The sequence below is a fragment of the Xanthomarina sp. F1114 genome, from assembly GCF_026410255.1.
In the GTDB taxonomy this organism is placed as follows: domain Bacteria; phylum Bacteroidota; class Bacteroidia; order Flavobacteriales; family Flavobacteriaceae; genus Xanthomarina.
In genome coordinates, this window is the sequence record NZ_JAPMLL010000013.1 from 18,294 (window position 1) to 44,713 (window position 26,420).

Sequence of the window (26,420 nt, forward strand, 5' to 3'; positions counted from 1 at the left end):
AAATACTAGGGAAATAGTATCTCAACAAATTTGAAAAATTATAATAAAAAGCCTTATTTTTTAATATAAATTAAGGATATTGAATAAAAATAACGATAAGAAACAACCTATGGATAGTAATAATAAAACAGAAGAGTTTTACACAAAATTAAAATCGCAGCTATACGATACTTCCTCGTGGCCAGCAGAATATTTATACAAGTTTATTGTTAAATCTGAATTAGATAAGGTGGCAGAGCTTGAGGTGATTTTTGATAATTTGGGTGCTGTTATTCGCACTAAAGAGTCTAAAAACGGAAAATATACCAGTATTTCGGTCAGTGTTAAAATGAAAGACCCGGAACAAGTTATCGAAAAATATAAGGAAGTAGCAGAAAAAGTTGAAGGCGTTATTAGTCTTTAATTATTTTTCGTACTTTGCGCATGCATAATTAACTTCGTGCAAAACTTATAATACCACACATTTATTTTGATAGATAGTTTAGAATACAACACCGAGCGTGAGCATTTAATCATTCCAGAATATGGTCGTCATATGCAGAAAATGATTACTTATGCAAAAACGCGTGAAACAAAAGAAGAACGCAATAAAGTAGCTAAGGCCATTATCTCTGTTATGGGAAATCTACAACCGCATTTACGCGATGTCCCAGATTTTCAACATAAACTTTGGGATCAATTGTTTATTATGGCCGATTTTGACATTGATGTCGATTCGCCATATCCCAAACCTTCCAAAGAGGAGTTATATGCAAGTCCGGAACCTTTAGAGTACCCTCAAAATCACCCCAAATATAGATTCTACGGAAATAATATTAAAACCATGATTGATGTAGCATGTACTTGGGAGGATGGAGAATTAAAGGATGCTTTAATTTACACGATTGCCAATCATATGAAAAAGTGTTTCTTAAACTGGAATAAAGATACGGTAGAAGACGAAGTTATTTTTGGTCATTTATTCGAATTGTCCAATGGGAGAATAAACCTTAAAAATGCAGACGAGGATTTAACGGATGCATCGAGTTTAATGAGAAGTAAGAAAAAGCATTCTTCCAGTTCCAAAAAATCGCATCACAAAAAAAGTACTACAAACAGAACAAGGAAACGTTATTAACCTAGACGTATGGGAATTTTTAAAATTGAAGGAGGTCACCAATTAAAAGGAAAAATACAACCTCAAGGAGCAAAAAACGAAGCTCTACAAATATTATGTGCCGTCTTACTGACTCCAGAATTAGTTACAATTAACAATATTCCAGATATTGTTGATGTTAATAAACTAATAGATTTACTTAAAAAACTAGGGGTTAAAGTAACTAAGATAGATTCAGGTTCTTATACTTTTAAGGCAGATGAATTACATTTAGAATATTTAGAATCCGAAGCGTTTAAAGAAGACGGAAAAGGGTTACGAGGATCCATTATGATTGTTGGACCACTTTTAGCCCGTTTTGGAAGAGGATATATTCCAAAACCAGGTGGAGATAAAATTGGACGAAGAAGATTAGATACTCATTTTGAAGGCTTTATTAAGCTAGGAGCCACATTTAGATATAATAGAGAAGAACACTTTTACGGTGTTGAAGCTAAGAGGTTAAAAGGCGCTTATATGCTTCTTGATGAAGCTTCTGTAACTGGAACAGCCAATATTGTAATGGCTGCTGTTTTAGCTGAAGGAAGGACAACTATTTACAATGCAGCTTGCGAACCTTATTTGCAACAGCTTTGCAAAATGCTTAATCGCATGGGCGCAAAAATTAGTGGTATTGGTTCCAATATGTTAGTTATTGATGGCGTTGACTCGTTAGGTGGTACAGAACACCGCATGCTTCCAGATATGATTGAAATTGGGAGTTGGATTGGTTTAGCAGCTATGACTAAAAGCGAATTGACTATAACGAATGTTAGTTGGGACGATTTAGGGCAAATTCCGGATGTTTTTAGAAAATTAGGGATTACTGTTGAACGTAAAGGAGACGACATTTATATTCCAAAACATACAGACGGTTACGAAATTCAGAATTATATTGATGGTTCTATTTTAACTATTTCTGATGCGCCTTGGCCTGGATTTACACCAGATCTACTAAGTATTATTTTAGTAGTTGCCACACAAGCAAGAGGTAGTGTTTTAATACATCAAAAAATGTTTGAAAGTCGTTTGTTCTTTGTAGATAAGTTAATTGATATGGGCGCAAAAATTATTCTTTGCGATCCACACCGGGCGGTTGTAATTGGACACGATTTTAAATCGCAATTAAAAGCTACTACAATGACTTCTCCAGACATTAGAGCAGGAGTGTCTTTATTAATTGCAGCACTGTCTGCAAAAGGGATATCTACCATTCATAATATTGAACAAATAGATAGAGGTTATGAAAATATTGATACGCGTCTTCGCGCTATTGGATCAAAAATAGAAAGAATTTCATAAGGAGAAGTTCGAAGAAAACCTTTTTATCACAAATACATATGGGAACTCAGCATGATTACCTTTTCAGGTTTCATTAGAGTTCCCATTATTATTTTAAATGCGATGTTCGTTTAAATCAAAAAGCTAGTTTTAATTTAAACACGCAGATTTTTATTTGTTAAGCAGTTAAAGGTCTTCCTTTTAACCTTTTTTCAACCTTTTGCTTCATAGCAGTTAGACGTTTCATAAGTTCCATGATTTTTTCGTCTTTCTTAGTTTTGTATATTTCGTTTAAACCAAGAATTAAAGATTTTGCCTCTCTTGAAATTTCAATGCGATCGCTTGTAGATAGAGATCTTAAACTTGTTTTTTCAAATTCTAAAGCTTTGTCTATAAGTTCCATATTATTATTGTTTAATTGTTTTCCTTTGCACATAGTACAATTGTTTTTGTTAATATCCAAATTCTTTAATTTATAAATACTAGAAATTGAGAATATTAGCCCAAAAAAATTGATGGTGGTAATAAAGAGAATATTTCTTGAGAAGACAAATCTTTAACCAAACTTTAGCAAATAAGTTGTCTTTAAAATTTTTATTTCTCTTGTCTCAAATACATCTTTAGTATGTTTATTATTAGTCTTAATGCTTAGACCGACTATATGAACTGTTTAAAATTATTTATTTTTATATCTTTTGCTTTTAAATCGAACATTAAATTATATAGACCAAAGAATGTTCTATTCATATAGATAAAGTGCTTAGAACCTCTGTTGGCATTGTATTTTCTTATTTCTGAATTTTTAGAATAATGCTCACCCAATTGTGCTATTTTTAAAAAGAAATCGGCATCAGAAAAATCGAAGGTTTCATCTTGCAACGGAAGAGAAAACAAGCTTAACATATTATAAAACATTTTAGAGAAGAACGCTTTCTCTTCTTCGGTGTCTTCTGTTTTTAATATTTCTAATTCGTATAATTTAGAGATAAATATGTCTTTATTTTCAATATTTTCTTTTTTTGCTAATTCAAAATAGGGAAGATAAAAATCTTCTGGAATGGTTTTAACACAGCCAAAATCTAGAGCAATTAATTTGCTGTCTTTTGATATTAAAAAATTCCCAGGATGAGGATCTGCGTGGACTTTTTTAAGAGAATGAATTTGAAACATATAGAAATCCCATAAGGCTTGCCCTATAACACTCGCTTTTTCTGTGTCTGTATTGTGCTTTGTAAATTCAGATAAATGCTCTCCTTCCATAAAGTCCATAGTAATTATTCTGTCGGACGACAAGCTGGCATAATACTCTGGAAATTTTAAATTTGGAATATGTGTACAAGCTTTTGCAATTTCTTGACTTTGCTTGACTTCTAAAATATAGTTGGTTTCTTCAATAAGTTTGGTTTCAACTTCTTTAAAGTATTTTTCAGAATCTTTCGCTTTAATATTAAACATATTCATAGCGACGGGTTTTACCATAGCTAAATCGGTAGCAATACTTTCTGCCACTCCTGGATATTGTATTTTAACAGCTAGTTTTTTGCCATCCTTTTCAGCTAAATGAACTTGACCAATACTGGCTGCATTTATAGAGGTGGCATTAAATTTGTCGTAGAGTTCTTCAGGTGTTTTACCAAAGTATTTTTTAAAGGTTTTTAGCACTAAAGGAGGAGATAATGGCGGAACCGAGAATTGCGCTAAGGAAAACTTTTCAACATAAGCTTGAGGTAATATAGTTTTCTCCATACTTAACATTTGCGCCATCTTTAAAGCACTTCCTTTAAGTTGTTTTAGACTGTTATAAATGTCGTTAGCATTGCTCTTGTCCAATCGGTTTTTGGCATCCTCTTTATTTGTAACCATCTTGTCGCCGTAATACTTTAAGTAGTTTACGCCCACTTTGGCACCCGTAGAAACTAATTTTGATGCACGTTGAATTTTGGATGTTGGAATTTTGTCTATGGTTTTCATGAGCTCATATTTGCTTTTTCTTTAAATAAAAATTTACCCAGATCGATCACGCTTTTAAGGGGCGTAGTTTGTACTAAATCGAAACTTGTATTTACAGATTTTTCTATAAAAATATCTGTTTTTTCAAAAGAAGGAGAACTATCGTCCATCCAGAACTTTATGGTAATTAGTAATTGTATCCAAGCTGATTCTCGCAAGCCTTTTTCTTGTAATTTATTGATTTGTTTATGTTGTAAATCAAGTATTTCTATATCGAGACTATCAATGTAGGCTATATAACTTTTTCTAAGTTCAGATAGCTTTGAAAGTTTCTTTAAACTGTGTTTGTCTTGTTCTAAAACATAGATAACAAAGCTCCTGTTTGCAGTTAGATTTTCGAAAAATGTAAAGTAGAAACTCAGGAGCTTGTTTCGGGCATCGAAAGACTTATAGTCATCACTTTTTTCTAATAGTGCTGTGGTATTTTCAAAAAATGTTTTAAAAACCTGTTTTTCTAACACTTCGAAAGACGCAAAATACTTATAGAAATCTTGTTCGTTTAATTTGTTGTCTTTTGTAAATAAATATACTGTATGCTCAGTTTTGCCTTTTTCTAGCACATAGTTCATATACAAAGCGATTAGTTCTGCTTTAGAAATTGTTTTCTTTTTTGCCATAATTTCTCTAATTTTAAGTAAAGATAATAAACGTCTAACTTTTTAAGTGTTAAATTAGACAATTTTAACATTTAAAATTATCTAATAAAAAACCAACACATAATTATTTTTGATAAAGTTGTATATTTGAAAAAACTATGACATAAATAATATGAAGAATACTAAATTTTTATTCACTTTTTTATTCGCTATAATAGCCAACAGTTTAATTGCTCAAAATGGTATGTCCGATAAGCAAATTAGACGTCAAGCAGCAAAAGTAGACACTGTTTATACGGTACAAGAAAGAGCTAATATAGAGCAGTGGTTCAACAACAGGATAGATGAGATGAACCTTTCTGCAGAAAAGAGAGAAGAGTATGACACTGTAGTGTATTCTTATATCTACCAAATGAGTCGCTTAAACGATAAAGATAAAGGGTATAGCATTGATGAAATTCATGTAAGATTTGATGAGATTGTTGATACTATGAATGCTGAATTGAAGACTTTTTTATCAAATGAGCAATATATCAATCACCTAGAAAATTTTGGTAAGATTGTTAGAAGTATCTATCATAAGTATGGTTGGGAAGACTAAGTATCGTTTTCTAAATGATGCGACAATTTAAAAGTTGTTTTTATATTTTTTTTAACTAACTAATCTTCTCAAAATGAATTATATTTTAACCGTTTTCATAGCTGTATTTTTTATAGGAACTAATTTTTCATTCGCTCAGAACGAGATGTCTGGCAAGCAAATGAAAAGACAAGCAACCAAAGTTGATACTGTTTTTACTGTTGAAGAAAGATCTAAGATTGACATTTGGTTTAATAACCGTGTTAACGAGATGAATTTGTCCGATGAGGTGAGAGAGGAATATGATACCACTGTTTTTACTTACGTATACGAAATGAGTCGTTTAAACGACAAGGACAAAAACTACAGTGTGGATGAGATGCATGTCGAGTTTGATAAGCTTGTTGACAAAATGAATGCAGACGTAAAGCAGATTTTAACAAAAGATCAATATATTAACTTTTTAGAAAATTTTGGAAAAATAGCCAGAATAATCTATCAGCGATTTGGCTGGGAAGATTAAGTTTTTATTAACAAGCTTTTAGCAGCTTTAAAGCTATTTTTACCTTTTTAATTTAATTATTTTAAAACAAAACAAACATGAAAAAAATATTACTGTTTATTGCGGTTGGAGTTTTTACCTTCCAAATGAATGCTCAAGTTACAACCCCTCAACCAAGTCCTTCTTGTAAATTAGAACAGAAAGTTGGTTTAACCGATTTCACCCTAGAATACTCACGTCCTGGAGTAAAAGGGCGTACTATTTTTGGAGACTTAGTTCCTTATGGTAAAGTTTGGAGAACAGGTGCAAATAAGAATAGTATCATAACTTTTACTGATGATGTTACTATTATGGGGCAGCTTTTAAAAGCGGGATCTTATGCTATTTATGCCATTCCAGGTAAAGAGAAGTGGGAAGTTCTTTTTTATAAAGATACTAATAACTGGGGGTTACCTGAAAAATGGGATGATGGAAAAGTAGGAGCTAGACTATTTTCAGAAGTAATGCCTATTCCATTTAATGTTGAAAATTTTACAATAGATATTAATAATATCAGCAATTCTGGAGCAACTTTAGAAATCTTATGGGAAAAAACGTATATAGCTGTGCCTTTTACAGTTCCAACAGACGATAAAGTATTAGCTTCTATTAACGATGCTTTAAATGGTACGCCAACAGCAAGCGATTACTATGCAGCAGCAGTTTATTATGCTGAAGAAGGAAAAGATTTAAAACAAGCCAAAGAATGGATGGATAAATCTATGAAAATGAACGATAAGCCTATGTTCTATCAATTGAGACAACAGTCTTTAATTTATGCGAGAACTGGAGATAAAAAAGGCGCTATTGAAATTGCTAAAAAATCTATGGAAGGTGCGAAAGCTGCCGGAAATGAAGATTATGTAAAAATGAATACAGAGTCTATTGCAGAGTGGGAAAAATAAGTTCACTTTAAATTAATATTTTAAAAGGCCTTTCAATCTTAATTGTCAGGCCTTTTTTTATGAGCCTTACTCTCTGAGAAGTTAGAATTACTGTTTATCTATCGAATAGATTTGTATAAAAAGTTAAAAATAAAGTCAGCACTAAGCTATCGGGTATAACTATGTCTTGAGAAATACTAGAAACAAGTCTGGAAATACTTTAGAAGGTATATGCTATTATGAGAAATAGTTGTGGACTTCTATAACTTAAAAGAACCTTTTACTAATTTAACTCATATGGCTTAAAAAAACCTTTCAGACATTAATAATCTGAAAGGTTTTTTAGTAATACTTTTATAATTAAATATCAGGCTTTATACAGGCTTTTAGGCACCCTTCTTAGTTGGAATTCGAACTTAACTTTTGAATAATAAAAGCTAGAACAATTACCAAGATACAGCCAAACAAATTCAGCCATAAATACGGCATCCAATCAAACCACCATCCTATAATTACAATAGCTTGCGTAATTAGAGCGGCTATAAAAACAGCATTTCCACGTACGTACTTAAAGAAAAAGGCCAAGAGGAAAATACCAAGCACATTTCCATAGAATATAGAACCTATAATATTTACTAACTGAATTAAATTATCGGCCAAATAAGCAATACTAGCAATTATAATAGCTAATATTCCCCAACCAAACGTAAACCATTTTGTTGCTTTTAAATAGTGGTTTTCACTCTTGCCTGGAACCATACTTCGTTTATACAAATCTAAAGAAGTTGTTGAAGCTAATGCATTTAATTCGCTTGCTGTACTTGACATGGCAGCACTTAAAATAACGGCCAATAGCAAACCTATTAATCCACGTGGTAGATTGTTTAGAATAAAATGAATAAACACATAATCTTTATCATTAGTTTCTACACGGACCAGCTTTTTATCTGCAGCTTCTTTTATTAATAGTTTAGCAGCCTCTCTATTTGCTCTGTCAGCCTCGTTAGACAGGGCAATCTCATTAGCATATTTAGTTTCGCCTGTAGTCACAAAGTTGTTAATCTGATCTTGTTTGGAGTTAAAAATAGCCAATTGTTCATCTTCCAAATTTTGATAAGCTTCAGAATATTCTGAGTCTAATATAACTTGTTCTGCAGCAGGATTAAAGTTAATAGGAGATTGGTTAAACTGATAAAAGACAAATACCATGACTCCAACTAATAGAATAAAGAACTGCATGGGTACTTTTAATAAGCCATTAAAAATGAGTCCCATTTGCATTTCTTTAACCGATTTTCCAGAGAGATAACGTTGCACCTGACTTTGGTCTGTACCAAAATAGGAAAGCGCTAAAAAAGTACCTCCAATTAATCCACTCCAAACGGTATAGCGGTTTTCCAGATTAAACGAAAAATCCAGGATATCCATTTTCCCACTGGCTCCAGCAACTTCCAGAGCTTTTGTAAAGGTGATGTTTTCCGGTAAATAACTGAGAATTAAAAAGAAGGCAATAAACATACCTGTAAATATGACAGCCATTTGATGTTTTTGCGTCATGCTTACTGCTTTTGTGCCTCCGGAAACCGTATAAATAATTACTAAAATACCAATAACAATATTTAAGTAAGTCAGATTCCAACCTAAGACGGCCGATAAGATAATAGCAGGCGCATAAATAGTAATTCCAGCTGCTAAACCACGTTGAATAAGAAATAAGATGGCTGTAAGACTTCTGGTTTTTAAATCGAAACGATTTTCTAAAAACTCATAAGCGGTGTACACTTTTAATTTATGGTATAAGGGAATGAATACCATACAAATAATAATCATGGCTATGGGAAGTCCGAAATAAAACTGCACAAAACCCATTCCTGAATGGAAGGCTTGTCCTGGGGTAGACAAAAAGGTAATTGCACTTGCTTGAGTGGCCATTACAGATAGACCAATAGTCCACCATTTAGATTGACTTCCTCCACGTACATAATCTTCTACATTTTTACTTCCTCTAGTTTTCCAAGTTCCATAGCCCACAATAGTGGCAAGAGTTCCAATTAAAACAATCCAGTCTAATGTTTGCATAGTTTAAAAAGCTTTGGAAATAAAATAAAAAATGACAATGTAAATAGCATTTGCTACTAACACCAAAGTGTACATATTACTCCATTTGTATTTTTTCATACGTTTAAATTTATTGGCTTTTTTAAAAGACTGGTTGAATTAAACATTATCTTTTTTCTCCAAGTAACATAGTTTCTTTTCCAATACTCAACATATTGGCAAATAATCTATATGCTCCAGAAACTCCTTCAGGAAATTCTCTAAAGAAACTCAAACCGGTATAAATATAATAGCCTTTTCCGTATTTTGCCACTAAGAGACTTCCTTTTTTAGCAGATTCGCCTTTGTCATGCATAGATAGAATAGGCGTAAACTCTTTGCCCCATTTATTTGGAAAATACAAACCTCTCTCTTGAGTCCAACCTTTAAAATCTTCCTGGGTTATTTTGTTCGGTGTATTTAAAATTGGATGTTTAGGCTCTAGAAATTTTACCTCGGCATACTCATCAGTTACACGATCTTTAGAAAGTTCTAATTTATATGGCGCTAAGTTTTCTACTTTTAATTGGTGACTGGTATTGTATTGAACAATTATATTTCCACCATTTGAAACAAAATCGAATAACAATTGTTGTTTAAATTTAATAGTCTCCAGGATGTTATAAGCTCTAATTCCAACGACTACAGCATCGAATTCTTGTAGAGTTTCAGGGGTAATATCGTCAGGTTTTAAAAGTGTTACTTTATAACCAATCTGCTCTAAGCTCTCTGGAACTACATCTCCAGCGCCAACAATATATCCAATATTTTCACCTTTTTTCTGAATATCTAAACGCACAATTTTGCTTTCTGCAGGCAGCAAAACGGTTTGATACGGAATGTGTTCGTAATCTATTTCTATCAGCTCTTTGGAATAATTTTTTCCGTTTACAGTCATTACAGGAACTACATGTCCTTCATGCTGGTTTTTTGGTGGACTTACTCGGAAAACAACTGTTTTTTCTTCGCCTTTATTAGGGATTTTTACCTCTTGTTTTTCGGGTGTTACCTGCCATTCCTTAGGATAATTTAAACTTAAAGTTCCTGTTAAATCATCGCGTCCAGCTTTTACAATAACAGGGATGTCTTTGGCCAGGCCATTTTCAAAAATAATTACCTTTTCTGAAATTTTTACAGAAGCTTCAGGGATAATTTCAAAAGGCTTGTAAACTTCTCCCTTAACAGGATCGTTAGTTTTGTAAATGACAGCTTTACTAAATGTTATAGGTGTATTGTTAAAAATCAATTCAAAAGAAACTTTAAAAACTCTTGGAGTTTCTGGTTTTCCTATTAAAGACTCGTCGGACACTTGATACATTCCTAAAGTTCCTTTTTTGGTTAACCAATAAGGCGTTGTAGGCTCTTGATTGCTTGGAATGTCTAAAACTTCATGAAAATCGAAGCCTATATTTTCTGTTAAAGCTAATTGCTTTGAAATATGTGTATTGTTACATGTAATGGATTTTAATGTAATAGGAAACGGACTTCTATTAATGGTTTCAATATTTAATTTTACAGTCTCACCCGGAGTAGCTTGACTGCTCATAGAAGCTGCTTCTAAATACAAGCCAGCGCAGGCATAAATAATATCTTTAATTTCATCGGTTTTATAAACTCTCCAATGAGAATCTTCTAATTCCTGAATTAGCTGGTAGGCTTTAAGCAATTCTGGAATGGAAGCTGATGGATTGGTAAAGTCATAATTTTCTTCAACCTGTTGTAGTATAGTTCCAATAGCTTGCCCGCCTTTAACACGATTCCAGGTCGTATCAATGCCTTCAAAAAGATTGGTTTGATCTTGTGGCATTTCTCCTTTAATTAACTCTACATATTCCATTTCAGAACCACGAGTTCCGGTATTTCCAAAACCTTGAGACTTATGTTGACTTCTACTTAGAGCAGCAATTTCTGGATTGCTAAAGCCAAAAGAAGGATAGAAAACCCCTAAATCAATTTCTAACAAATTGCTTTTATCGGCTTTTTTAAATTTTTCTTGGCTTCCATAAAACCACCAAGAGGTATTAAAGAATAATCGTTTAGGTTGCCACAGATCCGTATTTTTTAATTGGTTTGGATAAGCTGTTTTATCGTTTGTGATATCGAAAGCTTCTATGCTTAACATGGCAGAACTCGTGTGATGTCCATGTGTTCTACCCGGGCTTCTATGGTCAAATCTATTGATAATAATATCTGGTTGAAATTGACGTATAGCCAAAACAACATCACTTAAAACTTTCTCTTTATTCCATATTTCAAGAGTTTCGTCTGGATGTTTAGAATACCCAAAATCGTTGGCACGAGTAAACAGTTGCTCACCGCCATCAATTTGCCTAGCAGTTAATAGTTCTTGAGTTCTTATAACGCCCAAAAGTTCTCTAATTTCTGGGCCTATTAAGTTTTGTCCGCCATCGCCACGTGTTAAAGACAGATATGCAGTTCTAGCTTTAAGGTGATTAGACATATAAGATATAAGTCTGGTGTTTTCGTCATCTGGATGTGCGGCAACATATAATACCGAACCTAAAAAATTAAGCTTTTTAATAGACTCGTAAATTTCTGAGGCATTGGGTTTTTGTGGTGCTTGAGAGCATATATTTAAGCTTGAAAATAGCGTTATAATTACAACAAGTAATAATCTTTGCATGATGATTTTTTTAGAAAGCGATAAATATAAAAATAAAACCAGCAGCTTGCCGGTTTTTAAGTTTCTTTAACGTTTTAAAGTGCTATCTGATGCTCTAAAAGCTCCAGAGTTTGAAGGTTGATTTGTTTAACAGTGTTATTGTTTTAAAATAAATACTTAGAAATCTTGTAACACAGGGATTGATTCTATTTTAAATCCATTTTTTCTTTTTAAAATAATACATCATTCCAAAGAAAATTATAATCATAACGCCCCATAGAATATAATAGCTGTATTTATAGTGAAGTTCAGGAATATTGTCGAAATTCATACCGTAAATACCAGCTATAAAAGTTAATGGAATAAAAATGGTAGACATAATAGTAAGAACTTTCATGACTTCGTTCATTTTATTATTAATGGTGGTCATATACATATCCATTAAACTCCAGATCATTTCTCGATAAATTTCTATGGAATCAGATAGTTGTATAATATGATCGGAGATATCTCCATAATATTGTACGGAATTTGGTTTTATTAGGGTGTTTTCGTTTTTTTCTAAGCGCCCAATAATTTCCCGAATAGGAAAGATGGCACGACGTACTTTTAAGACTTCTTTTTTAAGTTTTAAGACTTGCAGACCTAAGTCGTCTGTACTTTCACCATTAAATAGTAGGTCTTCTAAGTCTTCAACTTTATTACCCATAGTTTCGTTTACTATGTAGTAATGATCTACAATGGCATCAATTAGCGCGTATAGTAAATAGTCTGCTTCATGAGTTCTAAGTCTTCCACTTGATACGTGAAGGCGTTCTCTAACATTGTCGAAAACATCTCCTTCTACTTCTTGGAAGGTTAATACATAATTGGTACCTAAAATGAAACTTATCTGCTCTATTTTAATGTTTTCATTTTCATCATAATACAGCATTTTTAGGATGATAAAAATATAATCGTCGTAGACGTCAATTTTTGGTCTTTGCGAGGTGTTAGCAATATCTGCAATAACTAAGGGGTGCAAATTGTAATGTTTACCCAGACTTTCAATTTCTTGAATATGATTAAGGCCGTTCAGATTAATCCAGGAAACAGATTTTGTATTTTTAAAATTAAAAGAGTCTTTAACGGATTTAAGCTCAAATTTGTTTATAAAATCTGGACCGTAATCATAAACATTTATAAAAAGTTGATCTGTAGGGTTCTCGCCGGTATAAATAATAGAACCAGGAGATTGTTTAATGTGTTTTTTGTATTTGTTGGTTCTTTTTTTAGCCATAACATATATATTACTCTAAATATATGGATAATTTATATAGTATCTGAACCGTCATCTATAGCATCTTTCTTTATAAGGGTTACAGCTTTTTGTAACATTAAATTGTTTGGGTAAGTTACTAAGTTGCCATTATCTAGTCTTAAATGAAGCTGAAAGGCTCTAATATCTTCAATAATACCTTCTAGGGGAGAGTCTTTATCGTGTATTTCAATTTTGTCTCCTACTTTGTATGGAAAGGAGAAAAACATGATTACTCCAGAGGTGATATTGCTTAGAATGGACCAAATGGCAAAAAGAGCAATTCCTATAACAGCAAAAACTGAAGAAAAAACTAATGCTAAATCTTTTAATTGAGCTCCAAAAATAAAGGTTTCGATTAAAAGAGCAAGAAGCACTAGGGTTACAGTAGCATATCTACTAATTAAATGAATTCGAGCATCGTTAATACCTGTCTTTTTTCCTAGTTTATAAATTAATTTTTTAGCAATAGCTCTAACAATTAACAGAAATAAAAGTATAAATATACTGGCTATAATTTGAGGTTGATATGTTTGAAAAAATGTCATTTCTATAGTTATATTAATGCCGTAAAGATATATTAGAATTAGATACCTACACAGGTTCTTAAGTAATATTTAAGAAGAAATTAAACTATTTAAAGTTCGGTATACAAGATGAGTTGGCAAACCTACTACATTAAAATAAGATCCCTCAATTTTGGAAATTCCTATTTGTCCTATCCACTCTTGAATACCATAAGATCCGGCTTTATCGAAAGGTTTATAGGTTTCAATATAAAAATTTATTTCGGCATCAGTTAATTCTTTAAAAGTAACTTTTGTTATGGCGTTAACTGTTTTTTCAAGCTTGGTAGTTGTAAAGCAAACCGACGTAATGACCTCGTGGGTGGTATGGCTCAAAGATTTAATCATTTTAAAAGCTTCGGCCTTATCTTTAGGTTTGCCAAGCGCTTGATTGTTATGCCAGACTATGGTATCGCTAGTTATTAAGATGTCTTTTTCTTTTAGTTCATCTTTAAAAGGAAGCGCCTTTAATTGTGCTAAATAATCGCTTATTTCAAAATGTTTTAATCTCTCTGGGTAATCCTCCTGTACTGGTTTTAAACGAATTTCAAAATCCAATCCTAATTCAGTAAAAAACTGTTGCCTTCTAGAGGAACCTGAAGCCAAAATAAGGTGGTGATTTTTTAGTTTTTCGTTTAACATTATCCGAGTAAAACAAATTGATAAAGTGAAAGTGAAAGCATACCAATAAGCATGACTAATTTAAGTAAATTACTAATAAAGCGTAGTTCTTTTTTTGTTTTTGCATTATAAGATTTGATACAGATGTAAATTAGAGGGCCCATGATAAAGATTAAAAAGTAGGCAACCACTAATAATTGAGAGTACAAAAAAGTAATTATATAAAACATAACACCAAAAAGGAGTAGGAGAGAGAGTGCAAAAACCACTTTTATGGCTCGATCTCTACCAAAGACAATTGGTAAGGTGTTAAATCCAGCTTTGTATTCACCTTCAACATCTTCTATATCTTTTACTATTTCTCTAATAAGATTGATGACAAAGGCAAAAATGGCATAGTCTAAAATTATTTTAAAAAAGGTGATTTGCGTCTCTTGGTTTTCTGGTGTCATGACAGGAAGTAAATCGAATAGACCAACAATGATAAGACTTAAAGCCACTAAAAGAGACACCACAATATTGCCAATTAATAAAAGCTGTTTTAAGTAGGACGCATAGATATACAGCAATGCGGAAATAATAACAAATATGGCAAAAAAACCATTTTTACCCACCATATTGGAAAGGTAAAAACCAAGTAGAACACCAATTACATTAAAAATGATAAAATAGGTGTGAGCTGTTTTTTCTGAAATACTTTGCCCAACAATAACTCTTTCAGGTCTATTTACTCTGTCTACTTCAACATCGTAAATATCGTTGATAATATATCCGGCAGCCGCTATACAAACAGTTGCCAAAACCAAAATTATAAACCCAAATAAGTTTAAGGTAATACTTAAGTTAGTTAGGTTTAAAAAAGGCTCTAAAAGCATATATTTTATTAAAAACTGGACGAATGCAATTAAGAGGATGTTTTTATAGCGAATAAGGTTTAAAAAATTCAAAGTTTTAGATTTGTTTTTAAAAGTTGGTTAGTTGTCTTTAGTTTCTGTTAAAATTTCCTAATAGAGTGAAATTAGTAGGAATTAATCATATTTGGCATTAAAATTACTTTGCCATTTATCTTGAACTTTTAAAACCTGTTCAATAACATCTCTAGCAGCACCACTTCCTCCAGTTTTATGAGATACATATTTAGAAATAGCTTTAATTTCTTGCACAGCGTCTTGGGGGCAACAAGGTAGTCCAACCAGTTTCATCACTGGATAGTCTGGAATATCATCGCCCATATAAAGTACATTCTTTAAATCTATTCCATGTTTCTCTATATAATGATTTAGCTGGTCAATTTTATTATGAGCTCCAAGAAAAACATCTCTAACCCCTAGACCTTCTAATCTCAGTTTAACACCTTCATTTGTACCCCCAGAAATAACACATACATTGAAACCTCTGTCCACAGCTGTTTTTAGAGCATAACCATCTTTAATATTCATGCTTCTCAACATTTCTCCTGTGGTAGTTACAGTTATGGTGCTATCTGTTAATACACCATCTACATCAAAAATTAGCGTAGTAATATGTTCTAAATACTCTTTATAGCTTTTATCTTCCATTTATTGTTTTTTAGATTTAGTCGCAGCTTTAATAGGCACGCCATGTGTGTTTTTTATTGATTTGGTTAAGAGTGAATAAATAGCTTTATGCTCTTCGTTTTCTAACTGCTTTAAGTGTCTTTTAATAGTTTTTTTGTCATTGCGTTTTGCAGGACCTGTTTGAGCCATATAAGGCGACAGATTTTGTACTTTTTTTGAAGTCTCTAATATTAATGGTTTTAAAATGTCAAACTCAACACCTTCAGATTCTGTTATTTCATGTGCCACACGATACAATTGATTGCTAAAGTTATTTACAAAAACGGCTGCTAAATGCAGTGCTTTTCTTTGGTCGCTATTCACTTTATAATAATTACTGCCAATAGCTTGGGCAAGAGATTTTAAAAGTGGATAATCTTTTTTACCAATGGTTTCAATACAAATTGGAACATTAGTAAAGTCTAATTTAGCCTCTTTAGAAAATGTCTGAAGCGGATAAAATACGCCACGTCTGTTCTTTTTGTCTAAATCGTAAATACTAACACTTCCTGAGGTATGTGCTACCAACCTGTTTTCAAAAGGTAGCGCCTTAGAAAGATCAGAAATGGCATCGTCGCTTACCGCTATAATATATATGTCTGCTTCTTTTAATTCTGACAGTTTATCCGTAATGGCTACTTTATTTTGATAAGAGCTTATCTTGCTAAGGTCTCTATTATACCATTGATTAACAGAAACCGATTTGGTTTTTGAGAAAACTTGATATAGGTGAGAGGCCACATTTCCTGCTCCAATTATGCTTACTGAAATCATACTGTAAAATAAAGATATTTAAATATAAACTTTGCGTTGTTTTAGAATTAATTTTTTAGTTTTTTCCAAATGCTTTACGGCTCTAATAACAGTTTCTACACGTAAACCTGTTAAATCTGAAATCTGCTGTCTGGTTAATTGCACTTCATATAAGCCTTCTGTTTTAGAGGTTTCTTTTAAATGATGCAATAAGGTTAAAATGCGATGTTCTGGCGGATGAATAGATAATTCCTTCATAATTTTAGCCTTATACAACATTCTATTACAAAGTATTTTTGTAAATTTTAAATGGATGTCTGGGTGTTCTTTTAAGAGTTTTAAAAAGACTTTCTTTTTTAGAACATAGACTTCACATTCCGTTAAGCACATGGCACTAGCCGGATAATCAAAAGTGCCAAGAAGAGGAGGCTCGCCAAAAGAAGTGTTTTTTTCAAAAAAACCTTGGGTAAATTCTTTGCCTTCTTCGGTCAGATTGAACATTTTTACTTTCCCAGTTTTTAACTGATAATAGAATTTAGGAATATCTTCCTCATTAAATATAATTTCGTCTTTATAATACGTTTTTATAGAGGGATTATATTTTTCTAAGATGTTTACTGGTATCATTTGTATATGATTTGAATCATAAAATAACAAAGATAAGTTTTAGAATTTTGTAAGAAGAATTTTAAACACTAAGAAACATGAATTTTTTAAATCAATATCGTCACGATTTCAAAGAGAACTATATTTTATACATTCCCTTAACCATTATATTACAAAGTTGCTTAGGTTCTGTTGCAGCCATGCTTATTTTAATGAATAGCACATCGGGTACATTTCATTTTTTTGAACTAACTTTATGCGTTGTTTTTGCCATGGGTTATAATGCGGTTGTTTATGCCCAATTAAAAAACAAAGTGATATTTAATATTTTAATAGCCACCTTGTTGGTACACATATCGCTAATAATTATTAATTTGATACGTTTTATTTAAATTTTAAAATCTCATTAGCGTAAGACATGAATATGATGAAAGAAGATATAGGCACTCGTGAAGATGTCCATTTATTAGTATCCACTTTTTATGCAAAAGTTAGAAAAGACCCGTTTTTAGGGCCTTTTTTTAATCGGGTCATTAAAGATTGGAATGAGCATATTGAAAAACTAACCACATTCTGGGAAACCAGCTTGTTTACAACAAGACGTTTGGAGAACAGATACTATGGCAATCCTTTAGCTGTTCATGTGGAAGTAGATCAAGATAATAACCAAGGTGTTACACAAGAACATTTTGGTAGATGGTTAAACTTATGGTTTGAAACTATCGATGAACTTTACGAAGGCGAATACGCCATGAAAGCCAAGCAAAAAGCTAGAAAAATGAGCACTTTTTTGTTTTTGAAAATTTTTGAAGCTAGACAAAACTAGTTATTCAATTAGTTTTTTTAACAAACAAAATCAGTCGTAGTTTGCGTTTGTTATTCCAATCAATTGTTTAGACTTCTTTTTATGCTTTTAACATATTAAATGAACTAAAAACCCTAAATTTGCTCGACCAAATTTTAGAGTCCTAATACAATGCAAAATAAAATCACTAAATTCTTATTTTCGACCAGATTAACCTCCGTTTTGTTTATAGTTTTTGCAGCAGCCATGGCTATTGGAACATTTATGGATGCTGGACAAGACACTTCTCCAACCCCTTATACCAGGAATCTTATTTACAACACATGGTGGTTTGAAGCCATTCTAGTTGTTTTTATGATTAATTTTATTGGTAATATTCCTAAATACAGATTGTGGCGTAGGGATCAATGGGCAACCTTAATGCTTCATTTATCTTTTATCCTCATTATTATTGGAGCTGGAATTACCAGATATATCAGTTTTGAAGGGATGATGACCATTCGTGAAGGAGAAACGGAACACGCTATTCTTTCTCATAAAACATATGTAACCGCATATATTGATGGCGATTATATGGTTAATGGGCAAGCACAAAGAAAGATTGTTCAGGAGGAAGTAGATTTCTCTCCTCGTTTAAATAATAAATTCCATTATTCAACAGATTACAACAACCAAGACGTTACTTTCGAATTAGAAAAGTTTATCGGGAGTGCGGAAAAAGATGTTGTTCCAGACGAAAACGGGAAAGAATATCTTAAAATTGTTGAAGCCGGAGGAGATGGTTCTCCACATAATCACTTCTTAGAGGCCGGAAAAGTTCAGAGCATTCACAATGTTTTGTTTTCCCTAAATAACGAGGTTGATGGTGCCGTTAATATAACTTCAAATGAAAATGGTATAACCATAAAATCGCCGTTTGAAGGCGATTATATGACCATGGCTACAGGTGCAACAGGAGCTTTAGCAAAAGATAGTCTCCAGCCGCTTGTTTTACGATCCATGTATAAATTTGCCGGAATGCAAATGGTATTTCCAAAGCCGGTTGTTAAAGGAAACTTTGATATTGTAAAAAAATCTGAAATGCTTGCCGGAGATGAAGATGGGCTAGTATTAAAAGTTACCTCTAATGGCGAAACGAAACGTGTAAATTTACTGGGCGGACAAGGATACAGTAAGCCTTTTGAGAAAGTGGAAATTGCTGGATTGGATATAGCCCTTAAATACGGCTCGAAAATAATTGAACTACCATTTAGTATTAAGTTAAACGATTTTATTGCCGATAAATATCCAGGAACAGAAAAGAGTTATTCCTCTTTTGCCAGTGAGGTAACAGTTATAGATGAAGAAACAGGTAATTATGATTACCGTATTTATATGAACCATATTTTAGATCACGGAGGGTTTAGATTTTTCCAAGCCGGATTTGATCCGGATGAGTTAGGAACCAGACTCTCTGTAAACCATGATTTCTATGGAACCTGGGTGACCTATATTGGTTATTTCTTTTTGTATTTTGGAATGATTGCTATTTTATTTGATGGTAGAACGCGTTTTGGAGATTTAAAACGAAAACTTAAAAGAGTTAAATATAGAAAGTCTAAAACTTTATTGGTATTATTTTTATTTGCCGGTTTACAAGGGTTTTCACAAGATCAGTCGCAAAACGATACGCATCAACACAAGAGTTTGTCTCCTTCTAAAACGCAAATAGACTCTATTCTGGCTGCTAATATTACGCCTAAATCTCATGCCGATAAATTTGCGCATTTGGTTATTCAGGATGCTGGAGGACGTATGATGCCTATAAACACCTATGCCTCAGAAATGCTTCGTAAATTAAGTAAACATAATACTTACGAAGACTTTGATGCCAATCAGGTATTTTTATCTATACAAGAAAGTCCGTTGTTATGGTACAACGTGCCAATTATTTATTTGAAACCTCAAAAAGGAGATTCTATTCGTAAGTTAATAGGCGTAGAGGAAGGGCAGAAATATGTGTCTTTAGTAAATTTCTTTACGGAAAACGGAGCATATAAATTAGCTCCTTATTTAGAGGAAGCATATAAAGCTCAAATACCAAACGGATTTCAAAAGGAGTTTAAAGAAACCGATCAACGTGTTAATCTTTTGTATAACACAATAGAAGGTTATGCTTTGAGAATTTTTCCTATTCCGGACGATTATAATAATAAATGGATTTCTTCCGTAGAATTTAGAAGAGATAATTATCGTGATCAAATTAAAGATTCTCTGTATGCTAATTTTATAAATAATGGGTTTAGCGCCTATTTATTAACTTTAAATTCTGCAAAGAAATCTGGAGACTTTTCTAAAGCTGAAGATTTACTAGAATCCTTTAAAAAGACCCAGCATAAATTTGGTAGCGAGGTCATGCTGTCTGACAGGAAAGTACAAACAGAGATAAGTTATAATAAATACGATATTTTTAAGAACTTGTACAGTTGGTATATGTATGCATCAGCTTTGATGTTTATTCTAATAATTGTACAAATTTTTAGAGAAAAGAGTAAGGCCTTAAATCTTAGTATTGTCACCTTTAAATATATCATTTTAGGACTCTTTGTTTTACATACCCTTGGTCTTATTGCACGTTGGTATATTTCTGGGCATGCCCCATGGAGTGACGCTTACGAATCTATGATTTATGTAGCTTGGGCTACCATGTTATTTGGTTTAATTTTTGGTCGAAAAAGTGATTTAACTGTAGCTTCCACAGCCTTTGTAACCTCCATGATTTTAATGGTGGCACACTGGAACTGGATGGACCCTGCTATCGCCAATCTACAACCTGTATTAGATAGTTATTGGTTAATGGTTCACGTGTCGATAATTGTGGCTAGTTACGGTCCTTTTACTTTAGCAATGATGCTAGGTCTGGTAGCTTTATTTTTGATGATTTTTACAACTAAGAATAACAAAAAGAAAATGTTGCTAAACATTCAAGAGATAACCATCATAAACGAGATGGCATTAACTGTTGGTTTAGTTCTATTAACTATTGGAAACTTCTTAGGAGGTATGTGGGCTAACGAAAGTTGGGGAAGATACTGGGGATGGGATCCAAAAGAAACTTGGGCTTTAATTAGCATCATGATTTACGCCTTTGTTATCCATATGAGATTAGTGCCAGGATTACGTGGTCGCTTTATCTTTAATTTATCGTCTGTAATTGCTTTCTCAAGTATTATGATGACTTATTTTGGCGTAAACTTCTATTTAGCAGGATTGCATAGTTATGCAAGTGGAGATCAGATAGTAAGTGTGAAATTCATTCTAATAGCCTTTGGAATCGTAGCCGTAATAGGATTATTAGCTTATAGAAAATATGCTAAATTCTATAAGAAATAGAACTATAGAATAAGAAACAAAAAAAGACTGCAATTTGCAGTCTTTTTTGTTTCATTAATAAAAATTTAAAGCTTTATTGGATTTTTATCCATGTTTAATTCGTCTAACATATCTTGTGTAAACTTGTAATGTCCACGACGAGTAATAATTTTAAACCTGTCGTCTTTCATTCTTGTTAAAACATCTAGAAAACGCCATTTTGATTTAAGTAATTTGGGTTTTTCAGATTTTAAGCTAATTTCAAAATAATGTTTCCTACCACCTTTTTCAGCTACAATATCTGGAGTAATTGTAATATCACTACCTTTTTTAAGGTAAGATTTTGGTGTTTCATAACCCTCAACATCTGCTTTGATGTTGCTAAATCCCGAGTTCTCTAAATACGTTAGAGTCTCTTTCAAAAATACTTCGTTTTCTAATTTGTCCTGTGCTATCATGCTATAAAGATATAAAATTTAAATGGATTAATCGGTTAAGAACTTGTTAAACATAGTTTTAGTAATTCATTTTCAGTGAGTTATAGAGTTGTGAATCTCTTATTTATAAATAGCTTAATATTAATTTCCTTTCATAGTTAAACCGTAAATTTGTATTATTGAATTTTAGACTAACCAATATGATAGAACATTTAAAGATTAATTACGGTTATTTATTTGAAGATGAATTACTTCAGGAGATTAACCAGGTTGGCGTTTTTAGGAAGATTTCTGAAGGCAGCAAGCTTATAGAAATTGGAGACTATATAAAATCCATGCCATTATTAATAAGTGGAGCGGTAAAAATACTTAGAGAAGACGATCATGGCGATGAACTTGTACTATATTTTATTGAAAAGGGAGATACCTGCGCCATGACTTTATCTTGTTGTATGGGACAAAAAAGAAGTGAAATTAGAGCAATTGCCGAAACTGATACAACTCTAATTATGATTCCCGTTGAGCATATGAGTATGTGGATGGGAAAATATAAAAGTTGGCAAAATTTTATACTTCAAAGCTATAATGAACGTATGTCTGAACTTTTAGAAGCCATAGATACCATTGCTTTTTTAAAAATGGACGAACGGATTTTAAAGTATTTACGCGATAAAGCCATGGTTAATCATAACGACGAAATTATTGCAACTCATCAAGAAATAGCAAACGATCTTTATACGTCTAGGGTGGTTGTTTCAAGAATTTTAAAGGCTTTGGAAAGAAACCATCAGATAAAAATTAATAGAAATAGAATTACCTTATTAGATCTCTAAGATTGAATTACTGGAATACGCATTTTTTATGGATTTAAATACCATTTTTGGATATTTTGGAGCACTTTTAATTGGAGTTGTTCTGGGCTTAATTGGGGGAGGAGGCTCAATTCTTACAGTCCCTGTATTCGTGTATCTTTTTTCCTTAAATCCAATTACAGCTACAGCATATTCCCTTTTTGTAGTGGGAGTATCTTCGGCTTTTGGAACTATCAAAAACATTCAAAAGCATCTTGTTAACTTTAAAGTAGCTCTTGTTTTTACTGTTCCTGCTTTTACAGCAGTCTATCTTACCAGACGATTTATTTTACCCGCTATTCCAGAAAACTTATTTGTTATCAACAATTATGTGGTAACTAAAGACATGGCAATTATGACGCTTTTTGCAATCATGATGCTTTTGGCGGCAGGAACTATGTTAAAAAAGAAGAAAGTTTCAGACGTCACTCAAGAACCAGTCAAACTAAATTACTTTTTAATTTTTAATCAAGCCATTATTATAGGTTTGTTTACTGGTTTAGTAGGAGCAGGAGGAGGTTTCATTATTATTCCAGCATTAATAGCTTTGGCAAATTTACCTATGAAAGAAGCTGTAGGAACTTCACTTTTAATTATTGCCATTAATTCGCTAATAGGTTTTACCGGAGATTTTGGGCATTTAGATGTAGATTGGTTATTTTTACTTGGTTTTACAGCCCTGGCAGTCATAGGAATTTTTATAGGCACATATATGTCTAATTTTATTGATGGAAAGAAATTAAAAAAAGGATTTGGTTGGTTTGTATTATTTATGGGTATTTATATCCTATATAAAGAATTAACCGTTTAATTTATATTGTAACCTATGTTACAACGAATAAAGAATAACATAAGTAATTTTGCATAATAGATAAATAATTGAATAACATGAAGATTGAACAAATTTACACGGGATGTTTAGCACATGCTGCTTATTATATTGAAAGCAACGGAGAAGCTGCTATAATCGATCCATTGAGAGAAGTACAGCCATATATAAAAAGAGCTCAGTTAGATGATGCGAAAATTAAATATATTTTTGAAACTCATTTTCATGCCGATTTTGTTAGTGGTCATCTAGATTTACAAAGGAAAACAGGAGCAGATATTGTTTTTGGCCCAACGGCAAAACCATCATATGAAGCAATTATAGCTGAAGACGGGCAAGTTTTTGAAATAGGAAACTATAAAATAAAAGCCATTCATACGCCTGGTCATACTATGGAAAGTACGACCTACTTACTAATTGATGAAAATGGAAAAGAGCACGGAATAGTAACTGGGGACACTTTATTTATTGGAGATGTTGGAAGACCAGATTTAGCGCAAAAAATAGCATCAGACTTAACTCAAGAAAAGTTAGCAGGATTTCTTTTCGATTCTTTAAGAAATAAAATCATGCCTTTAAGCGACGATTTAATAGTTTACCCTAATCATGGGGCAGGGTCGGCTTGTGGAAAAAACATGAGTAAAGAGACCACAGATACGCTTGGAAACCAGAAAAAAACCAATTATGCCTTAAGAGCAGATATGACCAGAGAGGAATTTATTTCTGAGTTATTAGATGGTTTAAGTGCACCTCCAGGATATTTTCCTCAAAACGTGATGATGAATATTCAAGGTTATGAAAGTTTTGATGATGTGATGATAAAATCTCAAAAACCTCTAGCTTCTCAAGAATTTGAAGCTGTTGCCAACGAAACGGAAGCTATTGTTTTAGATGTTCGTCACCAAAACGATTTTGTAAAAGGCCATATTCCTCGTTCTATTTTTATAGGGATCGATGGAGGCTTTGCTCCTTGGGTTGGCGCATTAATAGTTGATGTAAGTCAGCCCATACTAATTGTAGCTCCTGAAGGAAGAGAAGAAGAAGTTATTACCAGATTATCTCGAGTAGGTTTTGATAATGTACTTGGGTATTTAGAGGGTAGTTTTGAGGCTTGGAAAAAAGAGGGATTAGAATACGATACTATTTCTTCAATTTCTGCTCAAGAATTTAAAGATAGATACGAAGAAGTAAAAGAAGAAGTATTCGATGTTAGAAAAGAAGGCGAATACAATTCAGAGCATATAGAAGATGCACATTTTACACCACTTGGTGCTCTAAACCAACATTTAGCGGAGTTTCCTGATAAAAAACCTTTTTATATACACTGCGCTGGAGGTTACAGATCTGTAATTGCAGCATCTATTTTAAAAAGTAGAGGTATTCATAATATAGTTGATGTAGCTGGGGGGTTTTCAGAAATTAAATCTTCTGGAATTCCAACAACAAACTTTGTTTGCCCATCAACAGTAAAATAATAATAGGTTCATTTTAATAATTTAAAAAGCGGCTTTTAGCCGCTTTTTTTATGTAACTTATGTTACTAAATAAATGATTTATATAGCCTAATTTTATACTTTCAAAAAACCAAAAATCATCATGAATAAAATCCTAATATTTTTACTACTAATTACATCAACTTTTAATGTAAATGCACAAGAGAAGGATGGTATTGAGCTTCTTAGTTTAGCCGATTTTAAAACTCAAACAGAAAATAAAGATGTTCAACTAATAGATGTTAGAACCCCAGAAGAGTTTGAAGAAGGTCATATTGAAGATGCAATAAACATTGATTACTATTCTGAAGATTTTGCAGAGGAATTCAATAAGTTAGATAAAGACAAACCAGTTTATTTGTATTGTAGAAGTGGCTTTAGAAGTAATGAGTCTGCTTTAAAACTGTCAGAAATGGGTTTTAAGGACATATACGATTTAGAAGGTGGCATCTTAAATTATAATAAAAAACAAGAATAAATCGAGCCAATGGCTAAATCATTTTACCAAAATATAAAGTAGAAAAGAAAAAATGAAAACATCAGTAATAGTTCAAAATTTAAAGTGTGGTGGCTGTGCAAATACCATTAGCAATAAGTTATCTGAAATTGAAAATATTTCAGATATACATGTCGATATTGAAGAAAGTAAAATTTCGTTTAAATATATAGACGAAGAAGATGCCTTTCTAGTTAAAGCTAAGCTTAAAAATATAGGTTACCCTTCAGTAGAAGAAGAGAACTCAATGATATCTAAAACAAAATCCTTTATTAGTTGCGCTACGGGTAAATTTTAATAAGTCAAAAATAAATTTTACTATTCGTATTATATTTAAGTCAAAATATCAATTAAAGAACAAGTACATCGTTCTTATAAAATTCTAAATAGATGAAAAAATTTATAATAGTTGCCGTATCGCTCGGATTGTTTTTAGTGGGTTGTAAACAGACCGAGAAAGACACTAAAGACACAGAAAGTTCTGTTGTAGAAATAGATTCTATTAACTACGAGGAACTAGGAATGGAATATGCTTTTGCAACCAAAGCTGTACTTGGTAAAAATCTTATGGGAACTATTAAGGACAAAGGTGTTAATGCAGCTGTAGAGTTCTGTAATATTCAGGCGTATCCCTTAACAGATAGTATGTCTGTTGTCTATAATGCACAAATTAAACGTGTTTCAGATAAACCTAGAAACCCAGATAATCAAGCAAGTTCCAAGGAACTGGAGTATATAGCAAGTTTTAAAAATACCATTGCCAATAACGAAGAAGTAAAACCAATTTTGGAAAAAAACAAAGAGGATGTAAACTTTTACTATCCAATTACGACTAACACCATGTGCTTGCAATGTCATGGTTCGCCATATAAAGAGTTAGATGAAGAAGCATATAAAACCATAAAGGCACTTTATCCAAAAGATTTAGCCATAGGCTATAATGATAATGAAGTAAGAGGTATTTGGAGAGTCAATTTTAAAAAAGAATAAA

28 protein-coding genes are annotated in these 26,420 nt (G+C 32.4%); 15 read left to right on the forward strand and 13 right to left on the reverse strand.

Annotated elements, in window-relative coordinates:
- Positions 1–109: 109 nt before the first annotated feature.
- The 3 genes from OS188_RS11455 (at position 110) to murA (ending at position 2,437) form a co-directional block, all read left to right on the forward strand.
- Entirely contained in the window at positions 110–403 is a 294-nt protein-coding gene (locus tag OS188_RS11455; RefSeq protein WP_267149079.1) for a DUF493 family protein, read from the forward strand.
- A gap of 66 nt (positions 404–469) precedes the next feature.
- The gene (locus tag OS188_RS11460; RefSeq protein WP_267148981.1) at positions 470–1,117 is read left to right on the forward strand and encodes a DUF4290 domain-containing protein; all 648 of its coding nucleotides are present in this window, start codon (positions 470–472) and stop codon (positions 1,115–1,117) included.
- Positions 1,118–1,126: 9 nt separating this feature from the next.
- The gene (murA, locus tag OS188_RS11465; protein WP_267148982.1) at positions 1,127–2,437 is read left to right on the forward strand and encodes a UDP-N-acetylglucosamine 1-carboxyvinyltransferase; all 1,311 of its coding nucleotides are present in this window, start codon (positions 1,127–1,129) and stop codon (positions 2,435–2,437) included.
- 157 nt (positions 2,438–2,594) lie between these two features.
- Here murA and OS188_RS11470 read toward each other — a convergent pair whose 3' ends face one another.
- The 3 genes from OS188_RS11470 to OS188_RS11480 all read right to left on the reverse strand — a co-directional run bounded on the left by OS188_RS11470 (position 2,595) and on the right by OS188_RS11480 (position 5,043).
- Positions 2,595–2,819, reverse strand: coding sequence for a hypothetical protein (locus OS188_RS11470; protein WP_267149080.1), 225 nt, complete (start codon positions 2,817–2,819; stop codon positions 2,595–2,597).
- A 254-nt stretch (positions 2,820–3,073) separates the two neighbouring features.
- Positions 3,074–4,387 (reverse strand): ABC1 kinase family protein, encoded by a 1,314-nt coding sequence (locus OS188_RS11475; RefSeq protein ID WP_267148983.1) that lies wholly within the window; start codon positions 4,385–4,387, stop codon positions 3,074–3,076.
- On the reverse strand, positions 4,384–5,043 hold the full coding sequence (locus OS188_RS11480) for a TetR family transcriptional regulator C-terminal domain-containing protein (RefSeq protein ID WP_267148984.1): 660 nt from the start codon (positions 5,041–5,043) through the stop codon (positions 4,384–4,386). Before OS188_RS11480 ends, OS188_RS11475 begins: the two co-directional genes overlap by 4 nt.
- 151 nt (positions 5,044–5,194) lie before the next feature.
- Between OS188_RS11480 and OS188_RS11485 the strand changes: the two genes are divergently transcribed.
- The 3 genes from OS188_RS11485 (at position 5,195) to OS188_RS11495 (ending at position 7,048) form a co-directional block, all read left to right on the forward strand.
- A complete protein-coding gene (locus tag OS188_RS11485) occupies positions 5,195–5,623 on the forward strand; it encodes a hypothetical protein (RefSeq protein WP_267148985.1) in 429 nt (142 codons plus the stop codon).
- 73 nt (positions 5,624–5,696) lie between these two features.
- A complete protein-coding gene (locus OS188_RS11490; protein WP_267148986.1) occupies positions 5,697–6,125 on the forward strand; it encodes a hypothetical protein in 429 nt (142 codons plus the stop codon).
- Between the two features lie 77 nt (positions 6,126–6,202).
- Positions 6,203–7,048, forward strand: coding sequence for a DUF2911 domain-containing protein (locus tag OS188_RS11495; protein ID WP_267148987.1), 846 nt, complete (start codon positions 6,203–6,205; stop codon positions 7,046–7,048).
- Between the two features lie 378 nt (positions 7,049–7,426).
- On the opposite strand, the gene OS188_RS11500 is transcribed toward OS188_RS11495, so the two are convergent.
- From OS188_RS11500 to OS188_RS11540, 9 genes are all read right to left on the reverse strand, one after another.
- Complete coding sequence (locus tag OS188_RS11500; RefSeq protein WP_267148988.1) at positions 7,427–9,106, reverse strand: sodium:solute symporter family protein; 1,680 nt, start codon at positions 9,104–9,106, stop codon at positions 7,427–7,429.
- Positions 9,107–9,251: 145 nt separating this feature from the next.
- A complete protein-coding gene (locus OS188_RS11505) occupies positions 9,252–11,768 on the reverse strand; it encodes a PIG-L family deacetylase (protein WP_267148989.1) in 2,517 nt (838 codons plus the stop codon).
- A 190-nt stretch (positions 11,769–11,958) separates the two neighbouring features.
- Complete coding sequence (gene corA / locus OS188_RS11510) at positions 11,959–13,026, reverse strand: magnesium/cobalt transporter CorA (RefSeq protein ID WP_267148990.1); 1,068 nt, start codon at positions 13,024–13,026, stop codon at positions 11,959–11,961.
- A 32-nt stretch (positions 13,027–13,058) separates the two neighbouring features.
- Complete coding sequence (locus tag OS188_RS11515; RefSeq protein WP_267148991.1) at positions 13,059–13,592, reverse strand: mechanosensitive ion channel domain-containing protein; 534 nt, start codon at positions 13,590–13,592, stop codon at positions 13,059–13,061.
- Between the two features lie 69 nt (positions 13,593–13,661).
- Positions 13,662–14,252: a Maf-like protein gene (locus tag OS188_RS11520; protein ID WP_267148992.1), complete on the reverse strand. Its 591-nt coding sequence runs from the start codon at positions 14,250–14,252 to the stop codon at positions 13,662–13,664.
- A complete protein-coding gene (locus OS188_RS11525) occupies positions 14,252–15,178 on the reverse strand; it encodes a geranylgeranylglycerol-phosphate geranylgeranyltransferase (protein WP_267148993.1) in 927 nt (308 codons plus the stop codon). Before OS188_RS11525 ends, OS188_RS11520 begins: the two co-directional genes overlap by 1 nt.
- 81 nt (positions 15,179–15,259) lie before the next feature.
- A complete protein-coding gene (locus OS188_RS11530) occupies positions 15,260–15,790 on the reverse strand; it encodes a KdsC family phosphatase (RefSeq protein ID WP_267148994.1) in 531 nt (176 codons plus the stop codon).
- On the reverse strand, positions 15,791–16,582 hold the full coding sequence (locus tag OS188_RS11535) for a Rossmann-like and DUF2520 domain-containing protein (protein WP_267148995.1): 792 nt from the start codon (positions 16,580–16,582) through the stop codon (positions 15,791–15,793).
- Positions 16,583–16,600: 18 nt separating this feature from the next.
- Positions 16,601–17,188 (reverse strand): Crp/Fnr family transcriptional regulator, encoded by a 588-nt coding sequence (locus OS188_RS11540; RefSeq protein ID WP_267148996.1) that lies wholly within the window; start codon positions 17,186–17,188, stop codon positions 16,601–16,603.
- A gap of 77 nt (positions 17,189–17,265) precedes the next feature.
- On the opposite strand from OS188_RS11540, the gene OS188_RS11545 reads away from it, so the two are divergent.
- From OS188_RS11545 to OS188_RS11555, 3 genes are all read left to right on the forward strand, one after another.
- On the forward strand, positions 17,266–17,559 hold the full coding sequence (locus OS188_RS11545) for a hypothetical protein (RefSeq protein ID WP_267148997.1): 294 nt from the start codon (positions 17,266–17,268) through the stop codon (positions 17,557–17,559).
- A 32-nt stretch (positions 17,560–17,591) separates the two neighbouring features.
- Positions 17,592–17,993 (forward strand): group III truncated hemoglobin, encoded by a 402-nt coding sequence (locus OS188_RS11550; RefSeq protein WP_267149081.1) that lies wholly within the window; start codon positions 17,592–17,594, stop codon positions 17,991–17,993.
- A 150-nt stretch (positions 17,994–18,143) separates the two neighbouring features.
- Positions 18,144–21,344, forward strand: coding sequence for a cytochrome c biogenesis protein CcsA (locus OS188_RS11555; RefSeq protein WP_267148998.1), 3,201 nt, complete (start codon positions 18,144–18,146; stop codon positions 21,342–21,344).
- 65 nt (positions 21,345–21,409) lie between these two features.
- On the opposite strand, the gene OS188_RS11560 is transcribed toward OS188_RS11555, so the two are convergent.
- The gene (locus tag OS188_RS11560) at positions 21,410–21,781 is read right to left on the reverse strand and encodes a hypothetical protein (RefSeq protein ID WP_267148999.1); all 372 of its coding nucleotides are present in this window, start codon (positions 21,779–21,781) and stop codon (positions 21,410–21,412) included.
- Positions 21,782–21,960: 179 nt separating this feature from the next.
- Between OS188_RS11560 and OS188_RS11565 the strand changes: the two genes are divergently transcribed.
- The 6 genes from OS188_RS11565 (at position 21,961) to OS188_RS11590 (ending at position 26,419) form a co-directional block, all read left to right on the forward strand.
- Complete coding sequence (locus OS188_RS11565) at positions 21,961–22,593, forward strand: Crp/Fnr family transcriptional regulator (protein ID WP_267149000.1); 633 nt, start codon at positions 21,961–21,963, stop codon at positions 22,591–22,593.
- 28 nt (positions 22,594–22,621) lie between these two features.
- A complete protein-coding gene (locus OS188_RS11570; RefSeq protein WP_267149001.1) occupies positions 22,622–23,422 on the forward strand; it encodes a sulfite exporter TauE/SafE family protein in 801 nt (266 codons plus the stop codon).
- Positions 23,423–23,499: 77 nt separating this feature from the next.
- Positions 23,500–24,915, forward strand: a complete 1,416-nt coding sequence (locus tag OS188_RS11575; RefSeq protein ID WP_267149002.1) for an MBL fold metallo-hydrolase — start codon at positions 23,500–23,502, stop codon at positions 24,913–24,915.
- Positions 24,916–25,036: 121 nt separating this feature from the next.
- A complete protein-coding gene (locus OS188_RS11580; RefSeq protein ID WP_267149003.1) occupies positions 25,037–25,411 on the forward strand; it encodes a rhodanese-like domain-containing protein in 375 nt (124 codons plus the stop codon).
- Positions 25,412–25,463: 52 nt separating this feature from the next.
- Positions 25,464–25,727, forward strand: coding sequence for a heavy-metal-associated domain-containing protein (locus OS188_RS11585; protein ID WP_267149004.1), 264 nt, complete (start codon positions 25,464–25,466; stop codon positions 25,725–25,727).
- A 92-nt stretch (positions 25,728–25,819) separates the two neighbouring features.
- The gene (locus OS188_RS11590; protein ID WP_267149005.1) at positions 25,820–26,419 is read left to right on the forward strand and encodes a Tll0287-like domain-containing protein; all 600 of its coding nucleotides are present in this window, start codon (positions 25,820–25,822) and stop codon (positions 26,417–26,419) included.
- Position 26,420: the final 1 nt, after the last annotated feature.

Excerpts from the sequence above, each read along its gene's own strand:
- OS188_RS11455 (WP_267149079.1), top strand. The coding sequence starts at position 110 with ATGGATAGTAATAATAAAACAGAAGAGTTTTACACAAAATTAAAATCG.
- murA (WP_267148982.1), top strand. The coding sequence starts at position 1,127 with ATGGGAATTTTTAAAATTGAAGGAGGTCACCAATTAAAAGGAAAAATA.
- OS188_RS11470 (WP_267149080.1), bottom strand. The coding sequence starts at position 2,819 with ATGGAACTTATAGACAAAGCTTTAGAATTTGAAAAAACAAGTTTAAGA.
- OS188_RS11475 (WP_267148983.1), bottom strand. The coding sequence starts at position 4,387 with ATGAAAACCATAGACAAAATTCCAACATCCAAAATTCAACGTGCATCA.
- OS188_RS11480 (WP_267148984.1), bottom strand. The coding sequence starts at position 5,043 with ATGGCAAAAAAGAAAACAATTTCTAAAGCAGAACTAATCGCTTTGTAT.
- OS188_RS11485 (WP_267148985.1), top strand. The coding sequence starts at position 5,195 with ATGAAGAATACTAAATTTTTATTCACTTTTTTATTCGCTATAATAGCC.
- OS188_RS11490 (WP_267148986.1), top strand. The coding sequence starts at position 5,697 with ATGAATTATATTTTAACCGTTTTCATAGCTGTATTTTTTATAGGAACT.
- OS188_RS11495 (WP_267148987.1), top strand. The coding sequence starts at position 6,203 with ATGAAAAAAATATTACTGTTTATTGCGGTTGGAGTTTTTACCTTCCAA.
- OS188_RS11500 (WP_267148988.1), bottom strand. The coding sequence starts at position 9,106 with ATGCAAACATTAGACTGGATTGTTTTAATTGGAACTCTTGCCACTATT.
- OS188_RS11505 (WP_267148989.1), bottom strand. The coding sequence starts at position 11,768 with ATGCAAAGATTATTACTTGTTGTAATTATAACGCTATTTTCAAGCTTA.
- corA (WP_267148990.1), bottom strand. The coding sequence starts at position 13,026 with ATGGCTAAAAAAAGAACCAACAAATACAAAAAACACATTAAACAATCT.
- OS188_RS11515 (WP_267148991.1), bottom strand. The coding sequence starts at position 13,592 with ATGACATTTTTTCAAACATATCAACCTCAAATTATAGCCAGTATATTT.
- OS188_RS11520 (WP_267148992.1), bottom strand. The coding sequence starts at position 14,252 with ATGTTAAACGAAAAACTAAAAAATCACCACCTTATTTTGGCTTCAGGT.
- OS188_RS11530 (WP_267148994.1), bottom strand. The coding sequence starts at position 15,790 with ATGGAAGATAAAAGCTATAAAGAGTATTTAGAACATATTACTACGCTA.
- OS188_RS11535 (WP_267148995.1), bottom strand. The coding sequence starts at position 16,582 with ATGATTTCAGTAAGCATAATTGGAGCAGGAAATGTGGCCTCTCACCTA.
- OS188_RS11540 (WP_267148996.1), bottom strand. The coding sequence starts at position 17,188 with ATGATACCAGTAAACATCTTAGAAAAATATAATCCCTCTATAAAAACG.
- OS188_RS11545 (WP_267148997.1), top strand. The coding sequence starts at position 17,266 with ATGAATTTTTTAAATCAATATCGTCACGATTTCAAAGAGAACTATATT.
- OS188_RS11550 (WP_267149081.1), top strand. The coding sequence starts at position 17,592 with ATGATGAAAGAAGATATAGGCACTCGTGAAGATGTCCATTTATTAGTA.
- OS188_RS11555 (WP_267148998.1), top strand. The coding sequence starts at position 18,144 with ATGCAAAATAAAATCACTAAATTCTTATTTTCGACCAGATTAACCTCC.
- OS188_RS11560 (WP_267148999.1), bottom strand. The coding sequence starts at position 21,781 with ATGATAGCACAGGACAAATTAGAAAACGAAGTATTTTTGAAAGAGACT.
- OS188_RS11565 (WP_267149000.1), top strand. The coding sequence starts at position 21,961 with ATGATAGAACATTTAAAGATTAATTACGGTTATTTATTTGAAGATGAA.
- OS188_RS11570 (WP_267149001.1), top strand. The coding sequence starts at position 22,622 with ATGGATTTAAATACCATTTTTGGATATTTTGGAGCACTTTTAATTGGA.
- OS188_RS11575 (WP_267149002.1), top strand. The coding sequence starts at position 23,500 with ATGAAGATTGAACAAATTTACACGGGATGTTTAGCACATGCTGCTTAT.
- OS188_RS11580 (WP_267149003.1), top strand. The coding sequence starts at position 25,037 with ATGAATAAAATCCTAATATTTTTACTACTAATTACATCAACTTTTAAT.
- OS188_RS11585 (WP_267149004.1), top strand. The coding sequence starts at position 25,464 with ATGAAAACATCAGTAATAGTTCAAAATTTAAAGTGTGGTGGCTGTGCA.
- OS188_RS11590 (WP_267149005.1), top strand. The coding sequence starts at position 25,820 with ATGAAAAAATTTATAATAGTTGCCGTATCGCTCGGATTGTTTTTAGTG.